This window comes from Streptomyces parvus, from assembly GCF_014648875.1.
GTDB lineage: Bacteria > Actinomycetota > Actinomycetes > Streptomycetales > Streptomycetaceae > Streptomyces > Streptomyces parvus.
On record NZ_BMRY01000012.1, the window covers coordinates 169,103 to 190,585 of the forward strand.

15 protein-coding genes and 1 pseudogene are annotated in these 21,483 nt (G+C 72.7%); 4 read left to right on the forward strand and 12 right to left on the reverse strand.

Annotation, left to right across the window (positions count from 1 at the left end; genetic code table 11):
• Nucleotide 1: 1 nt before the first annotated feature.
• From IE140_RS30480 to IE140_RS30500, 5 genes are all read right to left on the reverse strand, one after another.
• Complete coding sequence (locus IE140_RS30480) at nucleotides 2-526, reverse strand: GNAT family N-acetyltransferase (protein WP_093436898.1); 525 nt, start codon at nucleotides 524-526, stop codon at nucleotides 2-4.
• 54 nt (nucleotides 527-580) lie between these two features.
• The gene (locus IE140_RS30485; RefSeq protein ID WP_150193584.1) at nucleotides 581-1,159 is read right to left on the reverse strand and encodes a helix-turn-helix domain-containing protein; all 579 of its coding nucleotides are present in this window, start codon (nucleotides 1,157-1,159) and stop codon (nucleotides 581-583) included.
• 100 nt (nucleotides 1,160-1,259) lie between these two features.
• On the reverse strand, nucleotides 1,260-2,603 hold the full coding sequence (locus IE140_RS30490; protein ID WP_189460880.1) for a chloride channel protein: 1,344 nt from the start codon (nucleotides 2,601-2,603) through the stop codon (nucleotides 1,260-1,262).
• A 185-nt stretch (nucleotides 2,604-2,788) separates the two neighbouring features.
• Nucleotides 2,789-4,252, reverse strand: coding sequence for a DUF2252 domain-containing protein (locus tag IE140_RS30495; protein ID WP_150195716.1), 1,464 nt, complete (start codon nucleotides 4,250-4,252; stop codon nucleotides 2,789-2,791).
• Between the two features lie 23 nt (nucleotides 4,253-4,275).
• Nucleotides 4,276-5,241, reverse strand: coding sequence for a DUF389 domain-containing protein (locus IE140_RS30500; protein WP_100564462.1), 966 nt, complete (start codon nucleotides 5,239-5,241; stop codon nucleotides 4,276-4,278).
• Between the two features lie 173 nt (nucleotides 5,242-5,414).
• Between IE140_RS30500 and IE140_RS30505 the strand changes: the two genes are divergently transcribed.
• Nucleotides 5,415-5,678, forward strand: coding sequence for a DUF6011 domain-containing protein (locus IE140_RS30505; protein ID WP_093436888.1), 264 nt, complete (start codon nucleotides 5,415-5,417; stop codon nucleotides 5,676-5,678).
• Between the two features lie 11 nt (nucleotides 5,679-5,689).
• Here the strand turns inward: IE140_RS30505 and IE140_RS30510 are convergent, their stop codons facing one another.
• Both IE140_RS30510 and IE140_RS30515 read right to left on the reverse strand, forming a co-directional pair.
• Nucleotides 5,690-6,562 (reverse strand): acyl-CoA thioesterase, encoded by an 873-nt coding sequence (locus tag IE140_RS30510; RefSeq protein WP_032778617.1) that lies wholly within the window; start codon nucleotides 6,560-6,562, stop codon nucleotides 5,690-5,692.
• Nucleotides 6,563-6,596: 34 nt separating this feature from the next.
• On the reverse strand, nucleotides 6,597-9,170 hold the full coding sequence (locus IE140_RS30515) for a DEAD/DEAH box helicase (RefSeq protein ID WP_189460882.1): 2,574 nt from the start codon (nucleotides 9,168-9,170) through the stop codon (nucleotides 6,597-6,599).
• Nucleotides 9,171-9,247: 77 nt separating this feature from the next.
• On the opposite strand from IE140_RS30515, the gene IE140_RS30520 reads away from it, so the two are divergent.
• Nucleotides 9,248-10,039, forward strand: a complete 792-nt coding sequence (locus IE140_RS30520) for a metal-dependent hydrolase (RefSeq protein ID WP_093436885.1) — start codon at nucleotides 9,248-9,250, stop codon at nucleotides 10,037-10,039.
• A gap of 83 nt (nucleotides 10,040-10,122) precedes the next feature.
• The gene (locus IE140_RS30525; RefSeq protein ID WP_150195711.1) at nucleotides 10,123-11,658 is read left to right on the forward strand and encodes an ATP-dependent DNA ligase; all 1,536 of its coding nucleotides are present in this window, start codon (nucleotides 10,123-10,125) and stop codon (nucleotides 11,656-11,658) included.
• Nucleotides 11,659-11,704: 46 nt separating this feature from the next.
• Here IE140_RS30525 and IE140_RS30530 read toward each other — a convergent pair whose 3' ends face one another.
• Together IE140_RS30530 and IE140_RS30535 are read right to left on the reverse strand one after the other, a co-directional pair.
• The gene (locus IE140_RS30530; RefSeq protein ID WP_150195709.1) at nucleotides 11,705-13,066 is read right to left on the reverse strand and encodes an NAD(P)/FAD-dependent oxidoreductase; all 1,362 of its coding nucleotides are present in this window, start codon (nucleotides 13,064-13,066) and stop codon (nucleotides 11,705-11,707) included.
• Between the two features lie 125 nt (nucleotides 13,067-13,191).
• A pseudogene (locus tag IE140_RS30535) lies at nucleotides 13,192-14,209 on the reverse strand (phosphotransferase).
• Nucleotides 14,210-14,466: 257 nt separating this feature from the next.
• Between IE140_RS30535 and IE140_RS30540 the strand changes: the two are divergent.
• Entirely contained in the window at nucleotides 14,467-16,038 is a 1,572-nt protein-coding gene (locus IE140_RS30540; protein ID WP_150195707.1) for a fused MFS/spermidine synthase, read from the forward strand.
• Nucleotides 16,039-16,147: 109 nt separating this feature from the next.
• On the opposite strand, the gene IE140_RS30545 is transcribed toward IE140_RS30540, so the two are convergent.
• From IE140_RS30545 to IE140_RS30555, 3 genes are all read right to left on the reverse strand, one after another.
• The gene (locus IE140_RS30545) at nucleotides 16,148-17,929 is read right to left on the reverse strand and encodes an ABC transporter ATP-binding protein (RefSeq protein ID WP_150195705.1); all 1,782 of its coding nucleotides are present in this window, start codon (nucleotides 17,927-17,929) and stop codon (nucleotides 16,148-16,150) included.
• The gene (locus IE140_RS30550) at nucleotides 17,926-19,794 is read right to left on the reverse strand and encodes an ABC transporter transmembrane domain-containing protein (protein ID WP_150195702.1); all 1,869 of its coding nucleotides are present in this window, start codon (nucleotides 19,792-19,794) and stop codon (nucleotides 17,926-17,928) included. The genes IE140_RS30545 and IE140_RS30550 overlap by 4 nt, the downstream gene beginning before the upstream one ends.
• 156 nt (nucleotides 19,795-19,950) lie before the next feature.
• Nucleotides 19,951-21,435: a Gfo/Idh/MocA family protein gene (locus IE140_RS30555; RefSeq protein WP_093436871.1), complete on the reverse strand. Its 1,485-nt coding sequence runs from the start codon at nucleotides 21,433-21,435 to the stop codon at nucleotides 19,951-19,953.
• Nucleotides 21,436-21,483: the final 48 nt, after the last annotated feature.

Here is a 21,483-nt window from a genome sequence, read left to right on the forward strand (position 1 = left end):
CTCACGGAGCGGCGAGCTCCTTGTAGTAGAAGGTCGTCGGCTTCAGGCTGCCCGCCGGATCGGCCGCGTATCCCGGCACGCTCCCGACCTCTTTCCACCCCGCCTTGCAGTAGACCTGCTCGGCCAGACTGCCGGTCTCGGTGTCCAGGACCAGCAGCGTGATGCCCTCGGTCGCCGCGTACGCCTCCACCGCCGCGAGCAGCGCTCCGCCGAGCCCCTGCCCGCGTGCCGACGGGCGGACCATCAGCTTGGCGACCTCCGCGCGGTGCCGGGCGTTCGGCAGCGGGGCGCGGACCAGGGCGATCGTCCCGGAGACCCGGCCGCCCTCGCGGGCGATCCAGATGCCGATACTCCCGGCCTCCACGGAGGCGGCCCGCTCCCGCCACCAGATGGCGGCCGTCTCCCGGTCCAACGGGGCCAGGAAGCCGACCGAGGACCCCTCGTCGACGGTCTCGACCAGCAGGCCGGCCAGGTCGTCGGCGTACGTGACCAGCTCGGGGGCGGACACATGGACGATCTCGGTCATGGGCGGGGTCCTTTCGCGGGGGAACGGTCGAGGGGAGGGAGTCCGGGGCGCGGGTCAGGGCAGGACGACCAGCAGGGCGTAGCGTGCCCGCCCCGGCCCCGCGCAGTGGAAGCGGGACGGGCCGTGCAGCCTGAAGCGGAGGCAGTCCCCGGTGCGCACGGTGTGCGTCACCTCGGCGACCGTCACCTCCACCGTGCCTTCCCGTACCCAGATGTGCTGCTCGACACCGGGCACGGGCGCGTTCTCGTAGGCGATCGACGCACCCGGTTCGAGGACGGACTCGACGACCTCTGCGCGCAGCCCGGGATGCGGCGGCGAGACCGACCTCCGGACGAACCCGGCCGCCTCGTCGCGCCAGACCGTCTGCCGGGCCGCGGGCACCAGGGGCGGGGGCTCGGCCTCCACCTCCATGAGCAGCCGGGACATCGTCCGGCCGTAGACCGTGCACAGCCGCCCGAGCAGCGTGGCGGTCGGGCTCACCTCGCAGCGCTCCAGCCGCGACAGCGTCGACCGGCTCACCCCGCTGCGGCGGGCCAGCTCGTCCAGGGACCAGCCGTGCTCGGTGCGCAGGTCCGCCAGTCGCACGGCGAGCCGGACGCCCATGGGATCCGGCTCCTCGATCGCATCTCCCATATTCGGGATCGTATCCCTGATCGGGGAAGGTTTTCTAGGTCCTGTCGTCAAACTGCCGTCGTCGCCCGAAGCGCGGCAGACGGCAGTTCGACGACAGGACCTAGGGGGACCCGGTCCGTGCCCCGTCCCGGTCCGCCGGTGCGGGCGTCAGCCGGACCGTGACCACGTACGCCACCACCACCGCCACGATCACCAGAGGCATCAGTGTGAGCCCCTCCTTGCCCAGCAGCAGCGTCGCCAGGAGCACCGAGGTCATCGGCAGCCGCAGCATCGCCACGCACATGGCCCCGATGCCCATCGCGAACCCCGCCGTGAGATGCAGCCCCGGCAGGTGGGACAGCGCGACACCGCCCACCGCGCCCACGAACATCGCGGGAAAGACCGGGCCGCCCCGGAAACAGCTCAACGAGGCGCAGTACGCGAGCGACTTGCAGACGATGAGCAGGACGAGCGCGCCGACCGAGTACTCCGCGCTCTCGGACAGGAAGTGGCCCAGTTCGTGCTCGCCCGAATACAGCACCTGGGAACCGTCCTTGCCCGACGTCTCGGCGTACACCAGCGCCAGCGCGCCGACGACCAGGCCCATCACCGCCGTGCCCACCACCGTCCGCCGCGCCACGCGTTCCTGGAGGGCCAGCGAGAGCCGGCGGATACCCGCACCCGCGAAGGCCGCCGCGACACCGAGCACCAGCGCCCACCCGAACCCGGCGGCATCGGGGCTCGTCGCCGACGGCACCTCGCCCAGCGTCAGGGAGTACGTCCCCAGGCCCGTCCAGGAGCCCAGCCCCGTGAAGATCAGCGCGCCGATGCCCGCCGAGAGCAGCCCGGGCACCAGGACCACGCCCAGCATCGGCCCGGCCAGACCCGCCACCTCCATCAGCAGGAACGCGCCCAGCAGCGGCGACCCCAGCAGGGCGCTCACCGCGGCGAAGCTCCCCGACGCCCCGACCAGGGACCGCGCATCCGGTGCCAGGTCCCGCTTGATACGCCCCGCCGCCCAGACGGCCAGCCCGCCGCCCAGCGCGATCAGGGGCGCCTCCGGCCCCAGCACCGCGCCCACGCCCAGCGAGACGAGCGCCGCGAGCACGATCCCGGGCAGATCCGCCGCGGGCGGGGCGCCGGTGGACACCAGCCCCTCCGCCGGCCGGTGCCCGCCCCCGCCCGGCAGCCGGCGCACGACGAGCCCGACCAGGAGCCCGGCGACGCCAAGCAGCGGAACGGGCCACCACGACGGGGTCGCCTCGAACCCCAGCGCCTTCGGCAGCTCCGTGTACGTGAGCGACTGGAGCTCCGAGACCAGCGCCAGGAAACCGAACGCGACCGCGGAGACCGGCACCCCGAGAACGGCCGCCATCAGCAGCAGCACCGCGTACTTCCGCGTGCGGACCGCCGCGTACGGGTCCTCCGGCGCGGTGGCGGGGGTGACCGGGGGCGTGGTCGGCATGGGCGCGGCTCCTCGGCGTGACGACGGTAGGGAAAGGGGCGCCCCCGGCCGTCGGGCAGGGGGACACCCCACCCGGCCGTCGGACATCGGAAGAGGGCATCCCCCACGGCTCCACGCCGGGATACCACGCGGCGGCGGGCCGGGCCGCCCGCCGCCGCCGGGAACACACCCTCCGGCGCGGAAGGTCAGCCGCCCGGCCCCGGAAGACCGTCCGCGCCGGAGGTGCCGTTCGCGCCGGCCGCGGGCAGCCGGCCCGCGGCCACCGCGTCGACCAGTGCCCGGTGGTCCAGCTCGTTGCGGTCCGCGTACGACTCCGAGAACGTGGCGATCGCCCGGTCGAAGACGTCCTTGCCGCCCAGATAGCCGGCGATGGCGATCCGGTCCCCGGACCGGGCATGGGCGCGGGCCAGCGTGGCCCCGCACACCTCGCCGAACGCCCGCATCCCCTTCGGCGGCATCGACTCCGGTTCGGCGATGCCCTTCCAGTCGCGCAGCTGGCGTACGTAGAAGTCCCGGCTCCGGCCGTCGATGCCGTCGGCCCGCTCCCAGCCCAGGAAGATGTCACCGGCCGCCTGCATCAGGCGCTGCCCCGCGACCACCCGTTCGCCCTGGTTCGCATACCGGCTCGCCCCGGTGAACTCCGCCAGCACCGAGGGACCGGCCTCCTTGGCCTGGAGCAGCAGCGGATCCCCGCCGTCCCGGCCGAGCAGCAGGACGATCCAGCACCGGGTGCCGACACTGCCCACACCGACGACCTTCCGGGCCACGTCCACCAGCGCGAAGTCCTCCAGCAGACTGCGCCGATCGGGTGGCAGGCTGCGTGCGTACCCCGCCAGCATGGAGCCGAACTGCCGGAACACCGCGTCCCGGTCCACCCCCGGCGTCAGATCGGTCAGCGGGACGACCATCGGGGGATCCGCCGCGATCCGCAGCCGCCCGTCGACCACCTCGGCGAGCTTCCCGAACGCCTGAAGGCTGTCCCGGGACCGGGCCTTCCCCAACGCCCGGTCGACATTCCTGCGCCCTCGTCCGCCCAACTGTTCCGCGGCCACCGTGCGCAGCCGCTCAGCATCCGTCCGCGCGTACCAGACGTCCAGATTGCGCATGCCCGCGAACCGGACCATCGCCTCCCGGTAAGAGCGGACCGTGGCCCGGACGACCCCGGCCCGCTCCCGGAGCGTGAAGCCGTTCGCCCGCCCCGCGATGACGAGGCTCGCCGCGAGCCGTTTGACGTCCCACTCCCAGGGCCCCGGGAGCGTCTCGTCGAAGTCGTTGATGTCGAAGAGGAGATTCCGCTCGGGGGAGGCCAGCAGCCGGAAGTTCAGCAGATGGGCGTCACCGCACAACTGCGCCCTGATTCCCGACACCGGGGTGCCGGCCAGGTCGGCGGCCATCAGCGCGGCCGCTCCCCGGTAGAAGCGGAACGGGGACTCCGTCATCCGGGCATAGCGGATCGGGACCAGCTCGGGAACCCGGTCCGCCGACTGGGCTTCGAGGACGGTCAGCGGATCGGGGCGGCGCGGCGACGGGGAGAACTCCGCATGGCCCGACCGGGGCGCCTCACGGCGGGCGGCCTTGCCCAGTGCCGCCCGTTCGGCCGGTGTCGCGTGCGGTGCGGCGCGCAGCGGCGCCTCGGCTTCCCGGTCCATGACGTGGCTCCTTCCGGCCTTCCTCAGGCCTGTTCGGCGATCCGGCGCTCACGGTCGCGGCGGAGGCGGACCCGCTGCCAGATCGCCCGCTGGGCCTTGAGCGCGAACGCGCCCACCACGATCAGCACGAGGATGTTGACGAAGAGCTGGATGGCCGAGCCCCGTACGTCGGACCAGCTGGTGTACGCGGTGGAGACGGCGATGTCCGCGGCGGCCGGGATCGTCGTCACGGAGATGAACACCCCGAGCAGAGCACTGGTCCTGGCCTCGGTGAGCGACACGATCCCGACGATCCCGGCCAGGGTGGCGACAGCGACGGAGAAGAAGTTCGGCGTGTTGATGAGGTTGGAGACGGGCCGCAGCCCCCGGTCGAACGCCTCCGACTCCAGCCCGAAACCCCGGATGAGGAGGGCGAAGAGGAAGGTCACCACGATGGTGAGGAGGAAGCCGACGCCCAGGGCGGCCAGCCCGCTGCGCACCATGGACCGGTGGCGCCGGTCGATCCCCAGCGCCACACTGACGATGGCTCCGTACTCCGGCCCGACGACCATCGCCCCGACGATCAGGATCTGCGAGTTGGTGACGATGCCGACCGACCCGATCAGCCCGGCGATGACCAGGTACAGGTAGAAGCTCGGCGGATACCGGCCCCCGGACCTGATGCGTGCCTCGACCTGTTCCCAGACCGGGGCCCGGCTCAGCGGCCCCAGCTCGCGCTGCCCGCCCTCGGTGGCCGCACCGGAGAAGGCCATGTCGACGGGTTCGATGACGAGGGAGCCCCGCTGGTCGAGACGGACGGCGCGCAGTCGGCGCAGCACGTCGTTGGCCGCCCCCGTCAGTACGTCGCAGGCGATGGCATCGCCGTCGGGGCGGCGGGCGGCATCGCGCTGGACGATCAGGTTGAGCACGCACGGGTCGGCCGAGAGAAGGCCGACGACCTCGTCGGTCAGGTCCGGCGGGCTCACCGCGCGGATGTGGATCATGTCCATCCCGGCACCTCCGCGGCTCCCTGCCCCGTCGCACGGAGCTGTGCCCGGCGGGCGGCCCGGGGCTCACTCCAGTAACGCGGCACCGGCACCGTTCGGCAAACCGGCGGTCACCCGCACGGGCCGGGGCACCGGGGCCGCAGGCGGCCGCCCGCCCGGGCTGGGATCATGAAGGGGTGGACACCCCCGACACACCCGATGCCTTCCCCGAACCGCTGCCCGGGGCCGACGAAGCGGTCCGCGAGGAGAGGGCCACCGACGGCGGGCCGCCGGAGGGCCGCCGCCTCGTCCGCTGCCGTCTCTGCGGCCGGCCCCTGACCGGGGCCGACTCGCGGCGGGCCGGCCTCGGCCCGTCCTGCGACGCCAAGCTGCACCCGGCGCCGCCGGACATCCGCACCCGCCGCCACGAGGTCGACCAGGACCCGCTGCCGGGCACGTGAGCCGGACGGGTCTACTGCTCCAGCCGCCGGAAAAGACCCTCCTGCACCACCGACACCAGCAGCTGCCCCGAACGGTCGTAGATCCGCCCCCGAGCCAGGCCCCGCCCGCCCGTCGCGATCGGCGACTCCTGGTCGTACAGGAACCACTCGTCCGCCCGGAACGGCCGGTGGAACCACATGGCATGGTCCAGGGACGCCATGTCGAAGCCGCGCGGGCCCCACAGCGGCTCCACCGGGATACGGACCGCGTCCAGCAGCGTCATGTCGCTCGCGTACGTCAGCGCGCAGGTGTGCACCAGCGGGTCGTCGCCCAGCGGGCCCACCGCCCGCATCCACACCGCGCTGCGCGGATCGGCGTCCTGGATCTCGTCCTTCGTCCAGCGCAGCCGGTCGACGTAGCGGATGTCGAAGGGCTGACGGCGGGCCATCCGCTCCAGCGCCTCCGGCAGCGCCCCCAGGTGCTCGCGCACCTCCTCGGCGACCGTCGGCAGCTCCTCCGGGTCCGGCACGATCCGGGCGGGCGGCAGTTGGTGTTCAAAGCCCGCCTCCTCGGGGCGGTGGAAGGACGCCGTCAGGTTGAAGATCGTCCGGCCCTCCTGGACCGCCGTCACCCGCCGGGTGGTGAAGGACCGGCCGTCCCGCACCCGCTCCACCTGGTAGACGATCGGCACTCCGGGGCGTCCCGGCCGCAGGAAGTAGGCGTGCAGCGAGTGCACCGGCCGCTCCCCGTCGGTCGTCCGGCCCGCCGCCACCAGCGCCTGGCCCGCGACCTGCCCGCCGAAGACCCGTTGCAGGGACTCCTCCGGGCTGCGGCCCCGGAAGATGTTGACCTCGATCGGCTCCAGGTCGAGAAGATCGACCAGATGCTCGGCCGGGTTCGTCATGCCGTACCTCTCCCGTTGCGCGTCGGAGTCCGGTTCACAGCTGGCCGACCTCGGTGACCCGGACGACCGCCCGGCCCTCCTCGTCGGACGCCGCGAGGTCCACCTCGGCCTTGATGCCCCAGTCGTGATCGCCCGCCGGATCGGCGAACGCCTGCCAGACCCGCCACAGCCCGTGCGCCGGGTCCTCCTCGATCTTCAGCAGCTTCGGGCCGCGCGCGTCCGGACCGGTCCCGATCTCCTCGTGCGCGTCCCAGTACGCGTCCAGGGCCTCGCCCCACGCGTCCTCGTCCCACCCGGAGTCACCGTCCAGCTCGCCCAGCGCACCGGCCCGGTCCAGCGCGGCCAGCTCCACCCGGCGGAACATCGCGTTGCGCACCAGCACCCGGAAGGCGCGCGCGTTCGCCGTGACCGGCTTGACCTCGTCCGCCTTCTCCTGCGCCTGCTCCGCGGTCTCCACCTCGGGGTTGGCCAGCTGCTCCCACTCGTCCAGCAGACTGGAGTCCACCTGACGCACCATCTCGCCCAGCCAGGAGATCAGGTCCTGGAGGTCCTCCGACTTCACGTCGTCCGGGATCGTGTGCTCCAGCGCCTTGTACGCGCTCGCCAGATACCGCAGCACGATGCCCTCGGTCCGGGCCAGCTCGTAGTGCGAGGTGAACTCCGTGAACGTCATGGCGCGCTCGTACATGTCCCGGATCACCGACTTCGGCGACACCGGGTGGTCGTTCACCCACGGGTGGCTCGTGCGGTACACGTCGTACGCGTGCCACAGCAGCTCGCTCAGCGGCTTCGGGTACGTGACCTCCTGGAGCCGCTCCATCCGCTCCTCGTACTCGACCCCGTCCGCCTTCATCTGCCCCACGGCCTCGCCGCGCGCCTTGTTCTGCTGCGCGGCCAGGATCTGCCGGGGATCGTCCAGCGTCGACTCGACGACCGACACCATGTCCAGCGCGTACGACGGCGATTCGGCGTCCAGCAGGTCGAACGCGGCCAGCGCGAACGTGGACAGCGGCTGGTTCAGCGCGAAGTCCTGCTGGAGGTCGACCGTCAGCCGCACGATCCGGCCCTCGGCGTCCGGGGTGTCCAACTGCTCCACCACCCCGCCGTCCAGCAGCGAACGGTAGATGGCGATGGCCCGCCGGATGTGCCGCAGCTGCGCCCGGCGCGGCTCGTGGTTGTCCTCCAGCAGGTGCCGCATCGCCTCGAACGCGTTGCCCGGGCGGGCGATGACCGCGAGGAGCATCGTGTGGGTGACCCGGAAACGGGAGGTCAGCGGCTCCGGCTCGGACTGGATCAGCTTGTCGAACGTCGACTCCGACCAGGCGACGAAGCCCTCGGGGGCCTTCTTGCGGACCACCTTGCGCTTCTTCTTCGGGTCGTCGCCCGCCTTCTTCAGCGCCTTCTCGTTCTCGATGACGTGCTCGGGGGCCTGCGCTACGACGAACCCGGCCGTGTCGAACCCGGCCCGCCCGGCCCGGCCCGCGATCTGGTGGAACTCCCGCGCCCGCAGGGTCCGCACCCGGTTCCCGTCGTACTTGGTGAGCGCCGTGAACAGCACCGTACGGATGGGGACGTTGACGCCCACGCCGAGCGTGTCCGTCCCGCAGATCACCTTCAGCAGACCCGCCTGCGCCAGCTTCTCCACCAGCCGGCGGTACTTCGGCAGCATCCCCGCGTGGTGCACCCCGATGCCGTGGCGTACGTAACGGGAGAGGTTCTGGCCGAACTTGGTGGTGAAGCGGAAGCTGCCGATCAGATCGGCGATCTTCTCCTTCTCCTCCTTCGTGCACATGTTGATGCTCATCAGCGACTGCGCCCGCTCCACGGCCGCCGCCTGAGTGAAGTGCACGATGTAGACCGGCGACTGCCGGGTGTCCAGCAGCTCGGTGAGCGTCTCGGTGATCGGCGTGAAGCGGTATTCGTAGCTCAGCGGCACCGGGCGGGTCGCCGAGCGCACCACCGAGGTGGGGCGGCCGGTACGGCGCGTCAGGTCCTTCTCGAACATCGAGACATCGCCGAGCGTCGCCGACATCAGCACGAACTGCGCCTGCGGCAGCTCCAGCAGCGGAATCTGCCAGGCCCAGCCCCGGTCCGGCTCGGCGTAGAAGTGGAACTCGTCCATCACGACCTGGCCGATGTCGGCGTACTTGCCGTCGCGCAGCGCGATGGAGGCCAGCACCTCGGCCGTACAGCAGATCACCGGGGCGTCCGCGTTGACCGAGGCGTCACCGGTGAGCATGCCGACGTTCTCGGTGCCGAAGAGCTTGCACAGGTCGAAGAACTTCTCCGACACCAGCGCCTTGATCGGAGCCGTGTAGAAGGTGACCTTGTCCTGGGCCAGCGCCGTGAAGTGCGCGCCCGCCGCCACCAGGCTCTTGCCCGAGCCGGTCGGGGTGGACAGGATCACGTTCGCCCCGGAGACCACCTCGATCAGCGCCTCCTCCTGAGCCGGGTACATCGTGATGCCCTGGCTCTCGGTCCATGAGGAAAAAGCCTCGAAGAGGGCGTCAGGGTCGGCGGTCTGGGGAAGCTGGTCGATGAGGGTCACGCCCCCATCTTGCCTGTCTTCCGGCCGGATGAGGGAACCGGCCGACGCGACCAAGATCATGGGCGATACGCTGCGGACTCAACCTGCCCGCACCGTACCGGTGATGGGCGTACGAACCACTGGGGGCGGGACAGACCATGATGGGACCGGCACACTCTCTGTCAGGGGCAGCGGCCTGGCTGGGGGTGGGTGCGGCGGCCGCCGCCGCGGGCCACACGATGCCCTGGCCCGTCCTCGTCGTCGGGGCGCTGATCTGCGCGGGAGCCGCGCTCGCCCCCGACCTCGACCACAAGTCCGCGACCATCTCGCGCGCCTTCGGCCCCGTCTCCAAAGCCCTCTGCGAGATCGTCGACAAGCTCTCCTACGCCGTCTACAAAGCCACCAAGAGCCCCGGGGACCCCCGCAGGACCGGCGGACACCGCACCCTCACCCACACCTGGCTGTGGGCCGTACTCATCGGAGGCGGCTGCTCCGTGGCCGCGATCACTGGCGGCCGCTGGGCCGTCCTCGTGATCCTCTTCGTCCACCTCGTGCTCGCCGTCGAGGGCCTGCTCTGGCGGGCCGCCCGCGTCTCCAGCGACGTCCTGGTGTGGCTGCTCGGCGCGACCAGCGCGTGGATCCTGGCCGGCGTCCTGGACAAGCCCGGCCACGGGGCCGACTGGCTGTTCGACGCCCCCGGCCAGGAGTACATGTGGCTCGGCCTGCCGATCGTGCTGGGCGCCCTCGTCCACGACATCGGCGACGCCCTGACCGTCTCGGGCTGCCCGATCCTGTGGCCCATCCCGATCGGCCGCAAGCGCTGGTACCCGATCGGCCCGCCGAAGGCCATGCGCTTCCGGGCCGGCAGCTGGGTGGAGATGAAGGTACTGATGCCCGCCTTCATGGTCCTCGGGGGAGTGGGCGGGGCCGCCGCCCTCAACTACATATGACGCACCGGGCGGCCGGCCGGCGGGCAGCCCGTCCGGTGTCCTTCCGGCGGGCGGCGCGCTCCACCCCGTAGCACCATGGGCGCATGCTGCTCGCCGAGCTCGCCCAGGTGTCCCTGGAGGTCGCCGCAACCTCCGCCCGGTCCAAGAAGGTGGCGCTCCTCGCCGGACTCTTCCGGGACGCCGGACCCGAGGACGTCCCCGTCGTCATCCCGTACCTCGCCGGACGGCTGCCCCAGGGCCGGATCGGCGTGGGGTGGCGCTCCCTCGGGGACCCGGTGGAGCCCGCGGCGGAACCCACCCTCACCGTCACCGGCGTCGACGCCGGGCTGACCGCCCTCGCCGCCGTCTCGGGCCCCGGCTCCCAGGCCCGGCGCAAGGAGCACCTGCGCGCCCTCTTCGCCGCCGCCACCGAGGACGAACAGCGCTTCCTGCGGGCCCTGCTCACCGGCGAGGTGCGCCAGGGGGCCCTGGACGCCGTCGCGGCCGACGCCCTGGCCCGTGCCGCCGACGCCCCGCCCGCCGACGTCCGGCGCGCCGTGATGCTCGCCGGATCGCTCCAGGAGGTCGCCGGTGTCCTCCTCGCGGACGGGCCCGAGGCGCTCGCCGCCTTCCGGCTCACCGTCGGACGTCCCGTCCAGCCGATGCTGGCGCACACCGCCGCCTCGGTCGGCGAGGCCCTCGACAGACTGGGAGCGTGCGCGGTCGAGGAGAAGCTCGACGGCATCCGGGTGCAGGTCCACCGCGACGGCGACCGCATCCGCGCCTACACCCGGAGCCTCGACGACATCACCGAACGGCTGCCCGAGCTGACCGCCGCCGTCGCGGCCCTCCCGGCCGGCCGCTTCATCCTGGACGGCGAGGTGATCGCCCTGGGGGAGGACGGTCGGCCCCGGCCCTTCCAGGAGACCGCCTCCCGGGTGGGCTCGCGGCGGGACGTGGCGGAGGCGGCGGCGCACGTGCCCGTCGTCCCGGTCTTCTTCGACGCGCTCCTCGTCGACGACGAGGACCTGCTAGACCTGCCCTTCACCGACCGCCACGCCGCCCTGGCCCGGCTCCTCCCCGAGGACCTGCGGGTCCGCCGCGCCCTCGTTCCCGACGCGGAGGACGAGCGGGCCCGCGCGGCGGCCGACGCGTTCCTCGCCGACACCCTGGAACGCGGCCACGAGGGCGTCGTCGTCAAGGACCTCGCCGCCGCCTACAGCGCGGGCCGCCGGGGCGCGTCCTGGCTGAAGGTGAAGCCCGTGCACACCCTGGACCTGGTGGTGCTGGCCGTTGAACGGGGCAGCGGCCGACGCACCGGCAAGCTCTCCAACCTGCACCTGGGCGCCCGCCGCCCGGACGGTACGTTCGCGATGCTCGGCAAGACCTTCAAGGGGCTCACGGACGCCTTGCTGGACTGGCAGACCCAGCGCCTGGGCGAGCTGGCCACCGACGACGACGGCCACGTCGTCACCGTACGCCCGGAACTCGTCGTGGAGATCGCCTACGACGGACTCCAGCGCTCCACCCGCTACCCCGCAGGGGTCACCCTCCGCTTCGCCCGCGTCCTGCGCTACCGCGACGACAAGACCGCCCAGGAGGCGGACACCGTGGAGACGGTGCTGTCCCGGCAGCGCTGAGCGCGCCCCTTTCCCGAAGGGGCGCGCTCGTGCACGGCCCGGCGGCTCAGTGCTTGATGACCGTCGCCGCCGTGTGCTCCTTGATCTGCTCGGGCGTCAGATACACGTCCGTGTACTCGAAGTCCCGCAGCGTCGCCGGTTTGCGGGACTGGAACCCGGTCCGTACGAAGTCGTCACCGGCGACCGCGTTCAGCATCCAGTTCGTCATGACCCGGGTCTTCGCCACGTTCGTCCGCAGTGCCGACCAGTGGTAGCCCCGGGCCACCGCCTGCGCGGGCATCCCGCGCAGCTCGATGCCCAGCGGCTTGGACACGGCGTCCCTGCCGCCGAGGTCCACGACGAGCCCCAGATCCTTGTGCACGTAGTCCTTGAGCGGCTCGTGGCGCACCGAGGCGATCAGGTTGTCCGCCAGCACCCGGCCCTGGCGCATCGCGTGCTGTGCGGTGGGCGGGCAGACCGCCCCGTCGCCCTTCGCCAGATCGGGCACCGCGGCCGCGTCGCCGAGCGAGAACACCCCGTCCGCGCCCGGCAGTTGCATCTGCGGGGTCACGGCGAGCCGGCCGCGTACCGTCTCCGCGCCGAGCGTGGCGACCAGCGGACTCGCGGCCACCCCGGCGGTCCAGATCAGCGTCCGGCAGGGCAGCACCCGGCCGTCGGTGAACGTGACCTCCTCCGGCCCCGCCTCGGCGATCGACACCCCGAGCGACACCTCGATGTTCCGCTTGCGCAGCACCTCCAGCGCGGCCTGCCCGAGCTTGTCGCCGAGCTCCGGCATCAGCTTGGGCGCGATGTCGATCAGATGCCACTTGATCAGGCGAGGGTCAAGACGCGGATAGTGCTTCACCGCGTTGGTCGTCAGACGCTGGAGGCAGGCGGCCGTCTCCGTGCCGGCGTAACCGCCGCCGACCACGACGAACTGGAGCCGGGAGGCCCGCTCGGCCTCGTCGTGACTGGCGTCCGCCAGGTCCAGCTGGGCGATGACGTGGTCGCGGACGTACGCGGCCTCGGCCAGCGTCTTCATCCCCCGGGCGTTGTCCAGCAGCCCGGGAATGTCGAAGGTGCGGGTGACGCTGCCCGCCGCCAGCACGAGGTAGTCGTACGGCTCGTTCACGATCTCGTCCGTGATCTTCCGGATCACACAGACCTTCGCCTGCGTGTCCACGCCGATCGCCCCGCCCGGCACGATCCTGGTCCGGTGACGGCGGCTGCGGCGCAGCGACACCGCCACGGACTGCGGCGTGAGCACCCCGGAGGCCACCTGGGGGAGCAGCGGCAGATACAGCTGGTAGGAGAACGGCGTGACGAGCGTGATCTGGGCCTCGCCCGGAGCGAGCCTGCGCTCCAGACGGCGTACGCACTCGACGCCTGCGAAGCCGGCGCCGACGACGAGAATCCTGGGTGGTGCCACGGTCTGCGTCCCTTCTCGGGCTTGCGTGGTTCTGCGCTCGCCTGCCCCGTTTACCGGGTGATTCACCCTCATCCTCACCGGAGGCTCCGGCATCCGCCTCCTGGCAGGGGTGAAACGGGGCCCGGTCAGAGGGGCGGGGCGGCCGCCAGCTCCCGCAGCCAGTAGGCGCCCTCGGCGTCCCCGGCCACGCCCGGACCACCTGGCGGTACGGGGAACATCCGCCCCCACGAGGCGGCCCGGCCCAGCGCCGCCAGCCGCCACGCCAGGCTCACGGCACGGCGCAGCCCGGCCGCGGTGACACCCCCGCCGGTCCACGGCTCCAGGTAGGCGTCCCGCAGCCGGGGCAGTACCTCGGGACCACAGCGCTCACGGGCCGCCCGCGCGGGCACCAGCAGACTGCAGAACGGATGCCCGACCAGAGCGTCGCCCCAGTCGAAGAAGGCGTACCGCCCGGACACGGGCGCGAACACCTGCTTCTCGTGCAGATCGGCGTGGTCCAGCGAGTCCGCCACCCCCCGACGACGCCAGCTCCTCGCACCAGTCGGCCACCCGGGGCCGCAGCACCTCCAGCGCCACCCGGTCCTCCCGGGTCAGCGCGGCGTTCCCCGCGACCAGCCGGTCGAACAGCGCGGGCAGGTCGCGCGGCCGGGCCGCCGGAACCCCCAGCGCCTCGATCGCCTCCGCGTACGGGGTCAGCTCCCGCTGCATCGCGGCGTACTGGCGCAGCGGCTCCTCCCAGTAACCGGGGTCAGGGGCGCCGGGACGCCCGTCGAGGACCTCCGACAGCACCGGGCCGCCGTCCGGGGTCAGCGTCCAGCCCCGTGCCGCCTCGACGGCGAGCGGGGCCGGCACCCGGGCCGGGACCCAGCGCGCCAGCGCCTCCGTGAGCCCCGCCTCGAAGGCCGCGGCGGGCGGAACGGCCTTGAACCAGACGGGCGCGGGCCCGGCGACGGCCAGCCGCACCAGCACCGACCAGGGACGCAACCGCACCGCCCGGGGGCCCGTCTCCGTCAGCCCGTGAGCGGCGAGGCCCTCGGTCACCCAGGCGAGGGCCTCCGCCCGCCAGTCCGGGTCCTCCCAGGGCGTCACCGCGTCCGGGAAACGCCCCCGGTCCACGGTCGTGGTCGTGTCGGTCCCGGTCAGGTCTCTTCCGGTCACGGCGGTCGTGGTCGCGGTCGTGCCGGGGCCGGTCACGGCGGTCGTGGTCACGGCGTCCGGGGCCGCGTCGGGCATGGGCATCTCGTCTCCGCGCATCCGATCATGGGATCACCGGCCCCGGCGCGAGCGCACCGCAATTTCCGGGAACACCCGTTCCCGTCCTGCCCGGATCGGCTGTCCTTCCCCCTCCGGCCCCTGGAACGGCGGGAGTTCGGCCGCCCGCCCCGTGCGAGGATGCTGTGGTGACCACCTCGCCCTCCTCGCCCGTGGCCGACGACCCTCCCGTGTCTTCCGCGGACGACGCCCCGCCCCGCGACCAGGGGCTGAGCTCCCGGGCCGCGGCGGTCCTCGTCTTCGGGTCCTCCGCGGCGGTCCTCGTGGTCGAGATCGTCGCCCTGCGGCTGCTGGCCCCGTACCTCGGCCTCACCCTGGAGACCAGCACGCTGGTGATCGGCATCGCGCTGACCGCCATCGCCCTGGGCTCCTGGCTGGGCGGGCGCATCGCGGACCAGGTCGATCCCCACCGGCTCATCGCCCCCGCGCTCGGGGTGTCGGGCGTGGTCGTCGCGCTCACCCCGCTCCTGCTCCGTACCACCGCCGAGTGGTCTCCCGCGCTCCTCCTGCTGGTCGCGTCGGCGACCCTCCTGGTGCCGGGCGCGCTGCTCTCCGCGGTGACCCCGTTCGTGACGAAGCTGCGGCTCACCAGCCTCGCCGAGACCGGGACGGTCGTCGGGCGGCTGTCGGGCGTCGGCACCTTCGGAGCCATCGTCGGCACCGTGCTCACCGGGTTCGTCCTGGTCACGCGACTGCCCGTCAGCTCCATCCTGATCGGCCTCGGCACGCTGCTGGTGCTCGGGGCCGCCGTCACCGGCTGGCGGGCCCGGCGGTGGCGGCGCGCCACGGCCGTGGCCCTCGCCACCGTCGTGGCGGGCACCCTCGCCACCGGGTTCGCCCCCGGCGGCTGCGACGCGGAGACCCGCTACCACTGCGCCCGGGTCGTCGAGGACCCCGACCGGGACAGCGGGCGCACACTCGTCCTGGACGGCCTGCGCCACTCCTACGTCGACGTGGAGGATCCGGCGTACCTGAAGTTCGCGTACGTACGCGCCTTCGCCTCCGTGGTCGACACCGCCTTCCCCGAGGGCGAGCCGCTGACCGCCCACCACATCGGGGGCGGCGGCCTCACCTTCCCCCGCTACCTCGCGGCCACCCGCCCCGGGACCCGCAGTCTCGTCTCCGAGATCGACCCCGGGGTCGTCCGCATCGACCGCGACCGGCTCGGCCTCGGCCCCGCGGCCACGACCGGCATCGACGTACGCGTGGAGGACGGGCGACTGGGGCTGCGGCGGCTGGCCGAGAGCGGCCACGACTTGGTCGTCGGCGACGCCTTCGGAGGCGTCAGCGCGCCTTGGCACCTCACGACGTCCCAGGCGCTCAAGGACGTACGCCGGGCGCTCGACGCGGACGGCCTGTACGTCACCAACCTCATCGACCACGGCCGGCTCGCCTTCGCCCGTGCCGAGGTCGCCACCCTCGCCGCGACCTTCCCGCATGTCGCGCTGCTCGGGAAGCCCGCCGACATCGGCCTGGACCCCACGGCATCGAGCATCGGCGGCAACATGGTGGTCGTCGCCTCCGCCCGGCCGCTCGACGCCCCGGCCATCCAGGAAGCCATGGACGCCCGGGACGTCGGCTGGAGGATCGCCACCGGTGACACCCTCACCACCTGGACGGGGAACGCCCGGGTGCTCACCGACGACCACGCGCCCGTCGACCAGCTCCTCCAGCCCCACCCCGCCCCAGCGGCCCGGTGAGGCCCGAACGGGCCCGGCGAACCCGCCCGAACGCCTCGGTGACGCCCGAACGGCCCGGTGATCCCCGGCCGTTCGCGCGGGGATCACCGGGCCGTCCGGCCAACACGCCTCACCCGTGCCAGGACCGCCACAGCGACGCGTACGCGCCGCCCGCCGCCACCAGCTCGTCATGGCTGCCCAGTTCACTGATCCGGCCGTCCTCCACGACCGCGATCACATCCGCGTCGTGCGCGGTGTGCAGCCGGTGCGCGATCGCCACCACCGTACGGCCCTCCAGCACCCGGGCCAGGGAACGCTCCAGATGGCGGGCGGCCCGCGGGTCCAGCAGCGAGGTCGCCTCGTCCAGCACCAGCGTGTGCGGATCGGCCAGCACCAGCCGGGCCAGCGCGATCTGCTGCGCCTGGGCCGGGGTCAGCGCGAACCCGCCCGAACCGACCTCGGTGTCCAGCCCCTTCTCCAGCGCCTTCGCCCAGCCGTCCGCGTCGACCGCGGCCAGCGACGCCCACAGCTCGGCGTCCTCGGCCCCTTCCCTGGCCAGGCGCAGATTGTCCCGGAGCGAACCGACGAAGACATGGTGCTCCTGGTTGACCAGGGCCACATGCTCACGGACCCGCTCCGCCGTCATCCGCGACAACTCCGCCCCGCCGAGCGTCACCTCACCGGTGCGCGGTGCGTAGATCCCCGCCAGTAGCCGGCCCAGCGTCGACTTGCCCGCGCCGGACGGGCCCACCAGGGCGAGCCTGGTGCCCGGAGCCACGTCGAGCGACACCTTGTGCAGGACGTCGACACCTTCCCGGTACCCGAAGCGGACCTCGTCCGCCCGTACGTCCCGGCCGTCCGGGCCGACCTCGGCGTCGCCCGCGTCCGGCTCGATGTCCCGGACGCCGACCAGCCGGGCCAGCGACACCTGGGCCACCTGGAGCTCGTCGTACCAGCGCAGGATCAGACCGATCGGGTCGACCATCATCTGGGCCAGCAGCGCCCCCGTCGTCAGCTGCCCGACCGTCAGCCAGCCCTCCAGCACGAACCAGCCGCCGAGCAGCAGGACCGCGCCGAGGATCGTCACGTACGTCGCGTTGATGACGGGGAACAGCACCGAGCGCAGGAACAACGTGTACCGCTCCCACGCGGTCCATTCCTCGACCCGCCGGTCCGACAGCGCCACCCGGCGGCCGCCGAGGCGGTGCGCCTCCACGGTCCGCCCCGCGTCCACGGTCTCCGCGAGCATCGCGGCGACGGCGGCGTAACCGGCGGCCTCCGAGCGGTACGCGGAGGGGGCACGGCGGAAGTACCAGCGGCAGCCCACGATCAGCACCGGGAGCGCGATCAGCACGGCCAGCGCCAGCGGGGGAGCGGTCACCGTCAGCGCGCCGAGCAGCAGACCCGCCCACACGACCCCGATCGCCAGCTGCGGCACGGCCTCGCGCATCGCGTTCGCCAGCCGGTCGATGTCCGTGGTGATCCGGGACAGCAGATCGCCCGTCCCGGCCCGCTCCAGCACGCCGGGCGGCAGCCCGACGGACCGGACGAGGAAGTCCTCGCGCAGATCCGCGAGCATCTCCTCGCCCAGCATCGCGCCGCGCAGCCGCATGGAGCGGGTGAACAGGACCTGGACGACCAGGGCCACCGCGAAGATCGCGGCCGTACGCTCCAGATGCAGGTCGGTGACCCCGGCCGAGAGGTCCTCGACCAGACCGCCCAGCAGATACGGTCCGGTGATCGAGGCGACCACCGCCACCGCGTTGACCGCGATCAGGACGGTGAACGCCCTGCGGTGCCGGCGCAGCAGACTCCGTACGTAACTCCGCACGGTCGTCGGTGTGCCCACGGGCAGCGTCGTCGCCGACTCCGGGGCCGCGGGGTCGTACGCCGGGGGTGCGACGCCGATCATGCCCTCTCCTCGATTTCCTCGATGCTCTTCAAGACGGGGACGTCGTCGCTCTTCATGGCGGAGACGCTGTCACCGACGCCGTTCACCGCGTCCGCCGCAGCTGCCTCGTCGTCGGTCTCGCGGGTGACGACCGCCCGGTAGTGCGGTTCGTTGCGCAGCAGGTCGTGGTGGGTCCCCACGGCGACGACCGTGCCCTCGTGGACGAGGACCACCCGGTCGGCGGCGTCGAGCAGCAGCGGCGACGAGGCGAACGCCACCGTCGTACGCCCCTGGCGCAGCTTCGCGATGCCGGCGGCGACCCGTGCCTCGGTGTGCGAGTCGACCGCGGAGGTCGGCTCGTCCAGCACCAGCGCCTCCGGGTCGGTGACCAGGGACCGGGCCAGCGCGAGACGCTGCCGCTGGCCGCCGGACAGGGACCGGCCGCGCTCGGTGATCCGGGTCCGCATCGGGTCCCCGTCGTTGTCGGCGGACGCCTGGGCCAGAGCGCTCAGCACATCGGCGCACTGGGCCGCCTCCAGCGCCGCGTCCGGGGTGACCAGGCCCGAGGACGGGACGTCCAGCAGCTCCTGGAGCGTGCCGGACAGCAGCACCGGGTCCTTGTCCTGGACCAGGACCGCCGCTCGTGCGGCGTCCAGCGGGATCTCGTCCAGGGCGACCCCGCCGAGCAGCACCGACGGGGTCGCCGCGGCTGCCTTGTCGTCCTCCTCGCCGGTCGCCGCGTGCCCGCCGAGCCGTTCGGCCAGCCGGCCCGCCTCGTCCGGGTCACCGCAGACGACGGCGGTGAACTGCCCGCGCGGGGCCATCAGCCCGGTCGCCGGGTCGTACAGATCGCCGGTGGGAGCCACCCCCTCGACGGTCGCCTCCTGCGCACTGCGGTGCAGCGACAGCACCCGCACCGCACGCTGCGCGGACGGGCGGGAGAAGGAGTACGCCATCGCGATCTCCTCGAAGTGACGCAGGGGGAACAGCATCAGGGCGGCCGCGCTGTAGACCGTGACGAGCTGGCCGACGTCGATGCGGCCGTCCCGGGCGAGCGTCGCCCCGTACCAGACCAGGGAGATCAGCAGGATCCCCGGCAGCAGCACCTGCACCGCCGAGATCAGCGCCCACATCCTGGCGCTGCGCACGGCCGCGCGGCGGACCTCCTGGGAGGCGCGGCGGTAGCGGCCGAGGAACAGCTCCTCGCCGCCGATACCGCGCAGCACCCTCAGCCCGGCCACGGTGTCCGAGGCCAGCTCGGTGGCCTTGCCCGCCTTCTCGCGCTGCTCGTCGGCGCGGCGGGTGGCCCGCGGCAGCAACGGCAGCACGGCCAGGGCCAGCACCGGCATGGCGAGCGCCACCATCAGCCCGAGGGACGGGAGGTAGACCGCCAGGCCGACGCAGATCACCACGAGGGCGGTGGCAGCGGCGGCGAACCGGGAGAGCGCCTCGACGAACCAGCCGATCTTCTCCACGTCACCGGTCGACACCGCCACGACCTCACCGGCCGCGACCCGCCGGGTCAGCGCGGAGCCCAGCTCGGCCGTCTTGCGGGCGAGCAGCTGCTGGACCCGCGCGGCGGCGGTGATCCAGTTGGTCACGGCGGTCCGGTGGAGCATGGTGTCGCCGACGGCGATCAGTACGCCGAGGGCAACGATGAGGCCGCCCGCGAGGGCGAGCCGCCCTCCGGAGCGGTCGATGACGGCCTGGACGGCGAGCCCCACGGTGACCGGCAGACCGGCGATGCCGAGCTGGTGCAGCAGCCCCCACGAAAGGGACTTCAGCTGCCCGCCGAGCTGATTGCGCCCGAGCCAGAACAGGAAGCGAGGGCCCGAACGTACATCGGGGTCGCCGGGATCCGAATACGGAAGGTCGCGAATCTGCATGACGTCCCAGGGCTCGTGAAACGGAGGTCCGGAGGGACCTCGAAGACGGGGTGACGTGCAAGAGTCCCTGTTCGTCCCGTTCCGGGGCAACCGGTTTTTCCGGTCGCCCCCGCCCTGCGGGGTCCCGGGCCGAGCAGGCCCGGGACCCCACGGACGTCACTCCGCGGGCTTCTCCGAGTCCATGCCGGACCGGGCCTTCTTCCACTCGCCCCGGGTGAAGTCCGGGATCGGCAGGGGCACGCCCTTGGCCTTGATGGACAGATGGCTCAGCGGCACGGGGGCCGTCCAGACCGCCGCGTCGTACACGTCGAAGTCGGGCACAAGACCGAGCCGCATGCACTGCATCAGGCGGAACACCATGATGTAGTCCATCCCGCCGTGGCCGCCCGGCGGATTGGCGTGCTCCTTCCACAGCCAGTGGTCCCACTCGGCGTACTTCGTGAAGTCGTCCCACTGGTGGTTCGTGTTCGTGGGCTCCAGATAGATCCGCGCCGGGTAGTCCTCGAACACGCCCCGGGTCCCGCCGAGGCTGTTGATCCGCGAGTACGGGTGCGGCGACGACACATCGTGCTCCAGCCGGATCACCCGGCCCTTGGCCGTCTGCACGAGGCTGATCGTCCGGTCGGCCCCGATGTACGACTCCTTCCAGCTCGGGTCGCCCGGCTCCATGTGCTCCTCGCGGTACGCGGCGAGTCCCAGGGCGGTGGTGCCGACACTGCTGATGCTGACGACCCGGTCGCCCCGGTTGACGTCCATGTAGTTGGCGACCGGACCGAACCCGTGGTTGGGGTAGAGGTCGCCGCGCAGCCGGGTGTGCCACAGCCGCCGCCACGGACCCTCGTAGTAGTCGGGGTCGAACATCAGCTCACGCAGATCGTGGTTGTAAGCCCCGGCGCCGTGCTGCAGCTCGCCGAAGAGACCCGCGTGCGCCATCCGCAGCACCCGCATCTCGTTCTTGCCGTAACAACAGTTCTCCAGCTGCATGCAGTGCCGCCGGGTGCGCTCGGAGAGATCCACGAGCTGCCACAGCTCTTCCAGGCGCATCGCGATCGGGCACTCCACCCCGACGTGCTTGCCGTTCAGCATCGCCGTCTTCGCCATCGGGAAGTGCAGCTCCCACGGCGTCACCACGTAGACGAAGTCGATGTCCCCGCGCTTGCAGAGGTTCTCGTAGTCGTGCTCGTCCTTGGCATAGATCGCCGGGGCGGGCTGACCGGCGGCCGTCACCTTCTTGGCGGCCTTCTCCGCCTTGTCCCGGACCGTGTCGCACACCGCCTTGACCTGGACGCCCGGGATGGCGAGGAAGAGGTCGATCATGCTGTCGCCGCGGTTGCCGAGGCCGATGATGCCGACCCGGACCGTGGAGCGCCGCTCGAAGGGCACGCCCGCCATGGTGCGGCCCTGCCGGGGCGGGGCGGCGGCCACGGCTTCCGCGGCGGCGACGGCGTCCGGGGCGCTCCGCCCGGCCGCCGAAGCGGTGCCTCCGCCCAGTGCGCCGAGGCCGAGTCCGGCCCCGGCCACGCCCGCCGTGGTCCACAGCACCGAACGGCGGCTGGGATCCTGCCGGTTCACCTCGTCGGCCGCGCCGTTGTGCGGGGGTATGTCCTGCGGTTCCGGTGCGGGCCGGGCGTCGTCGTTCATCGAGCCTCCAGGTGGGGTTTGGGGGTTCAGACGGTGCGCGAGCGCGCC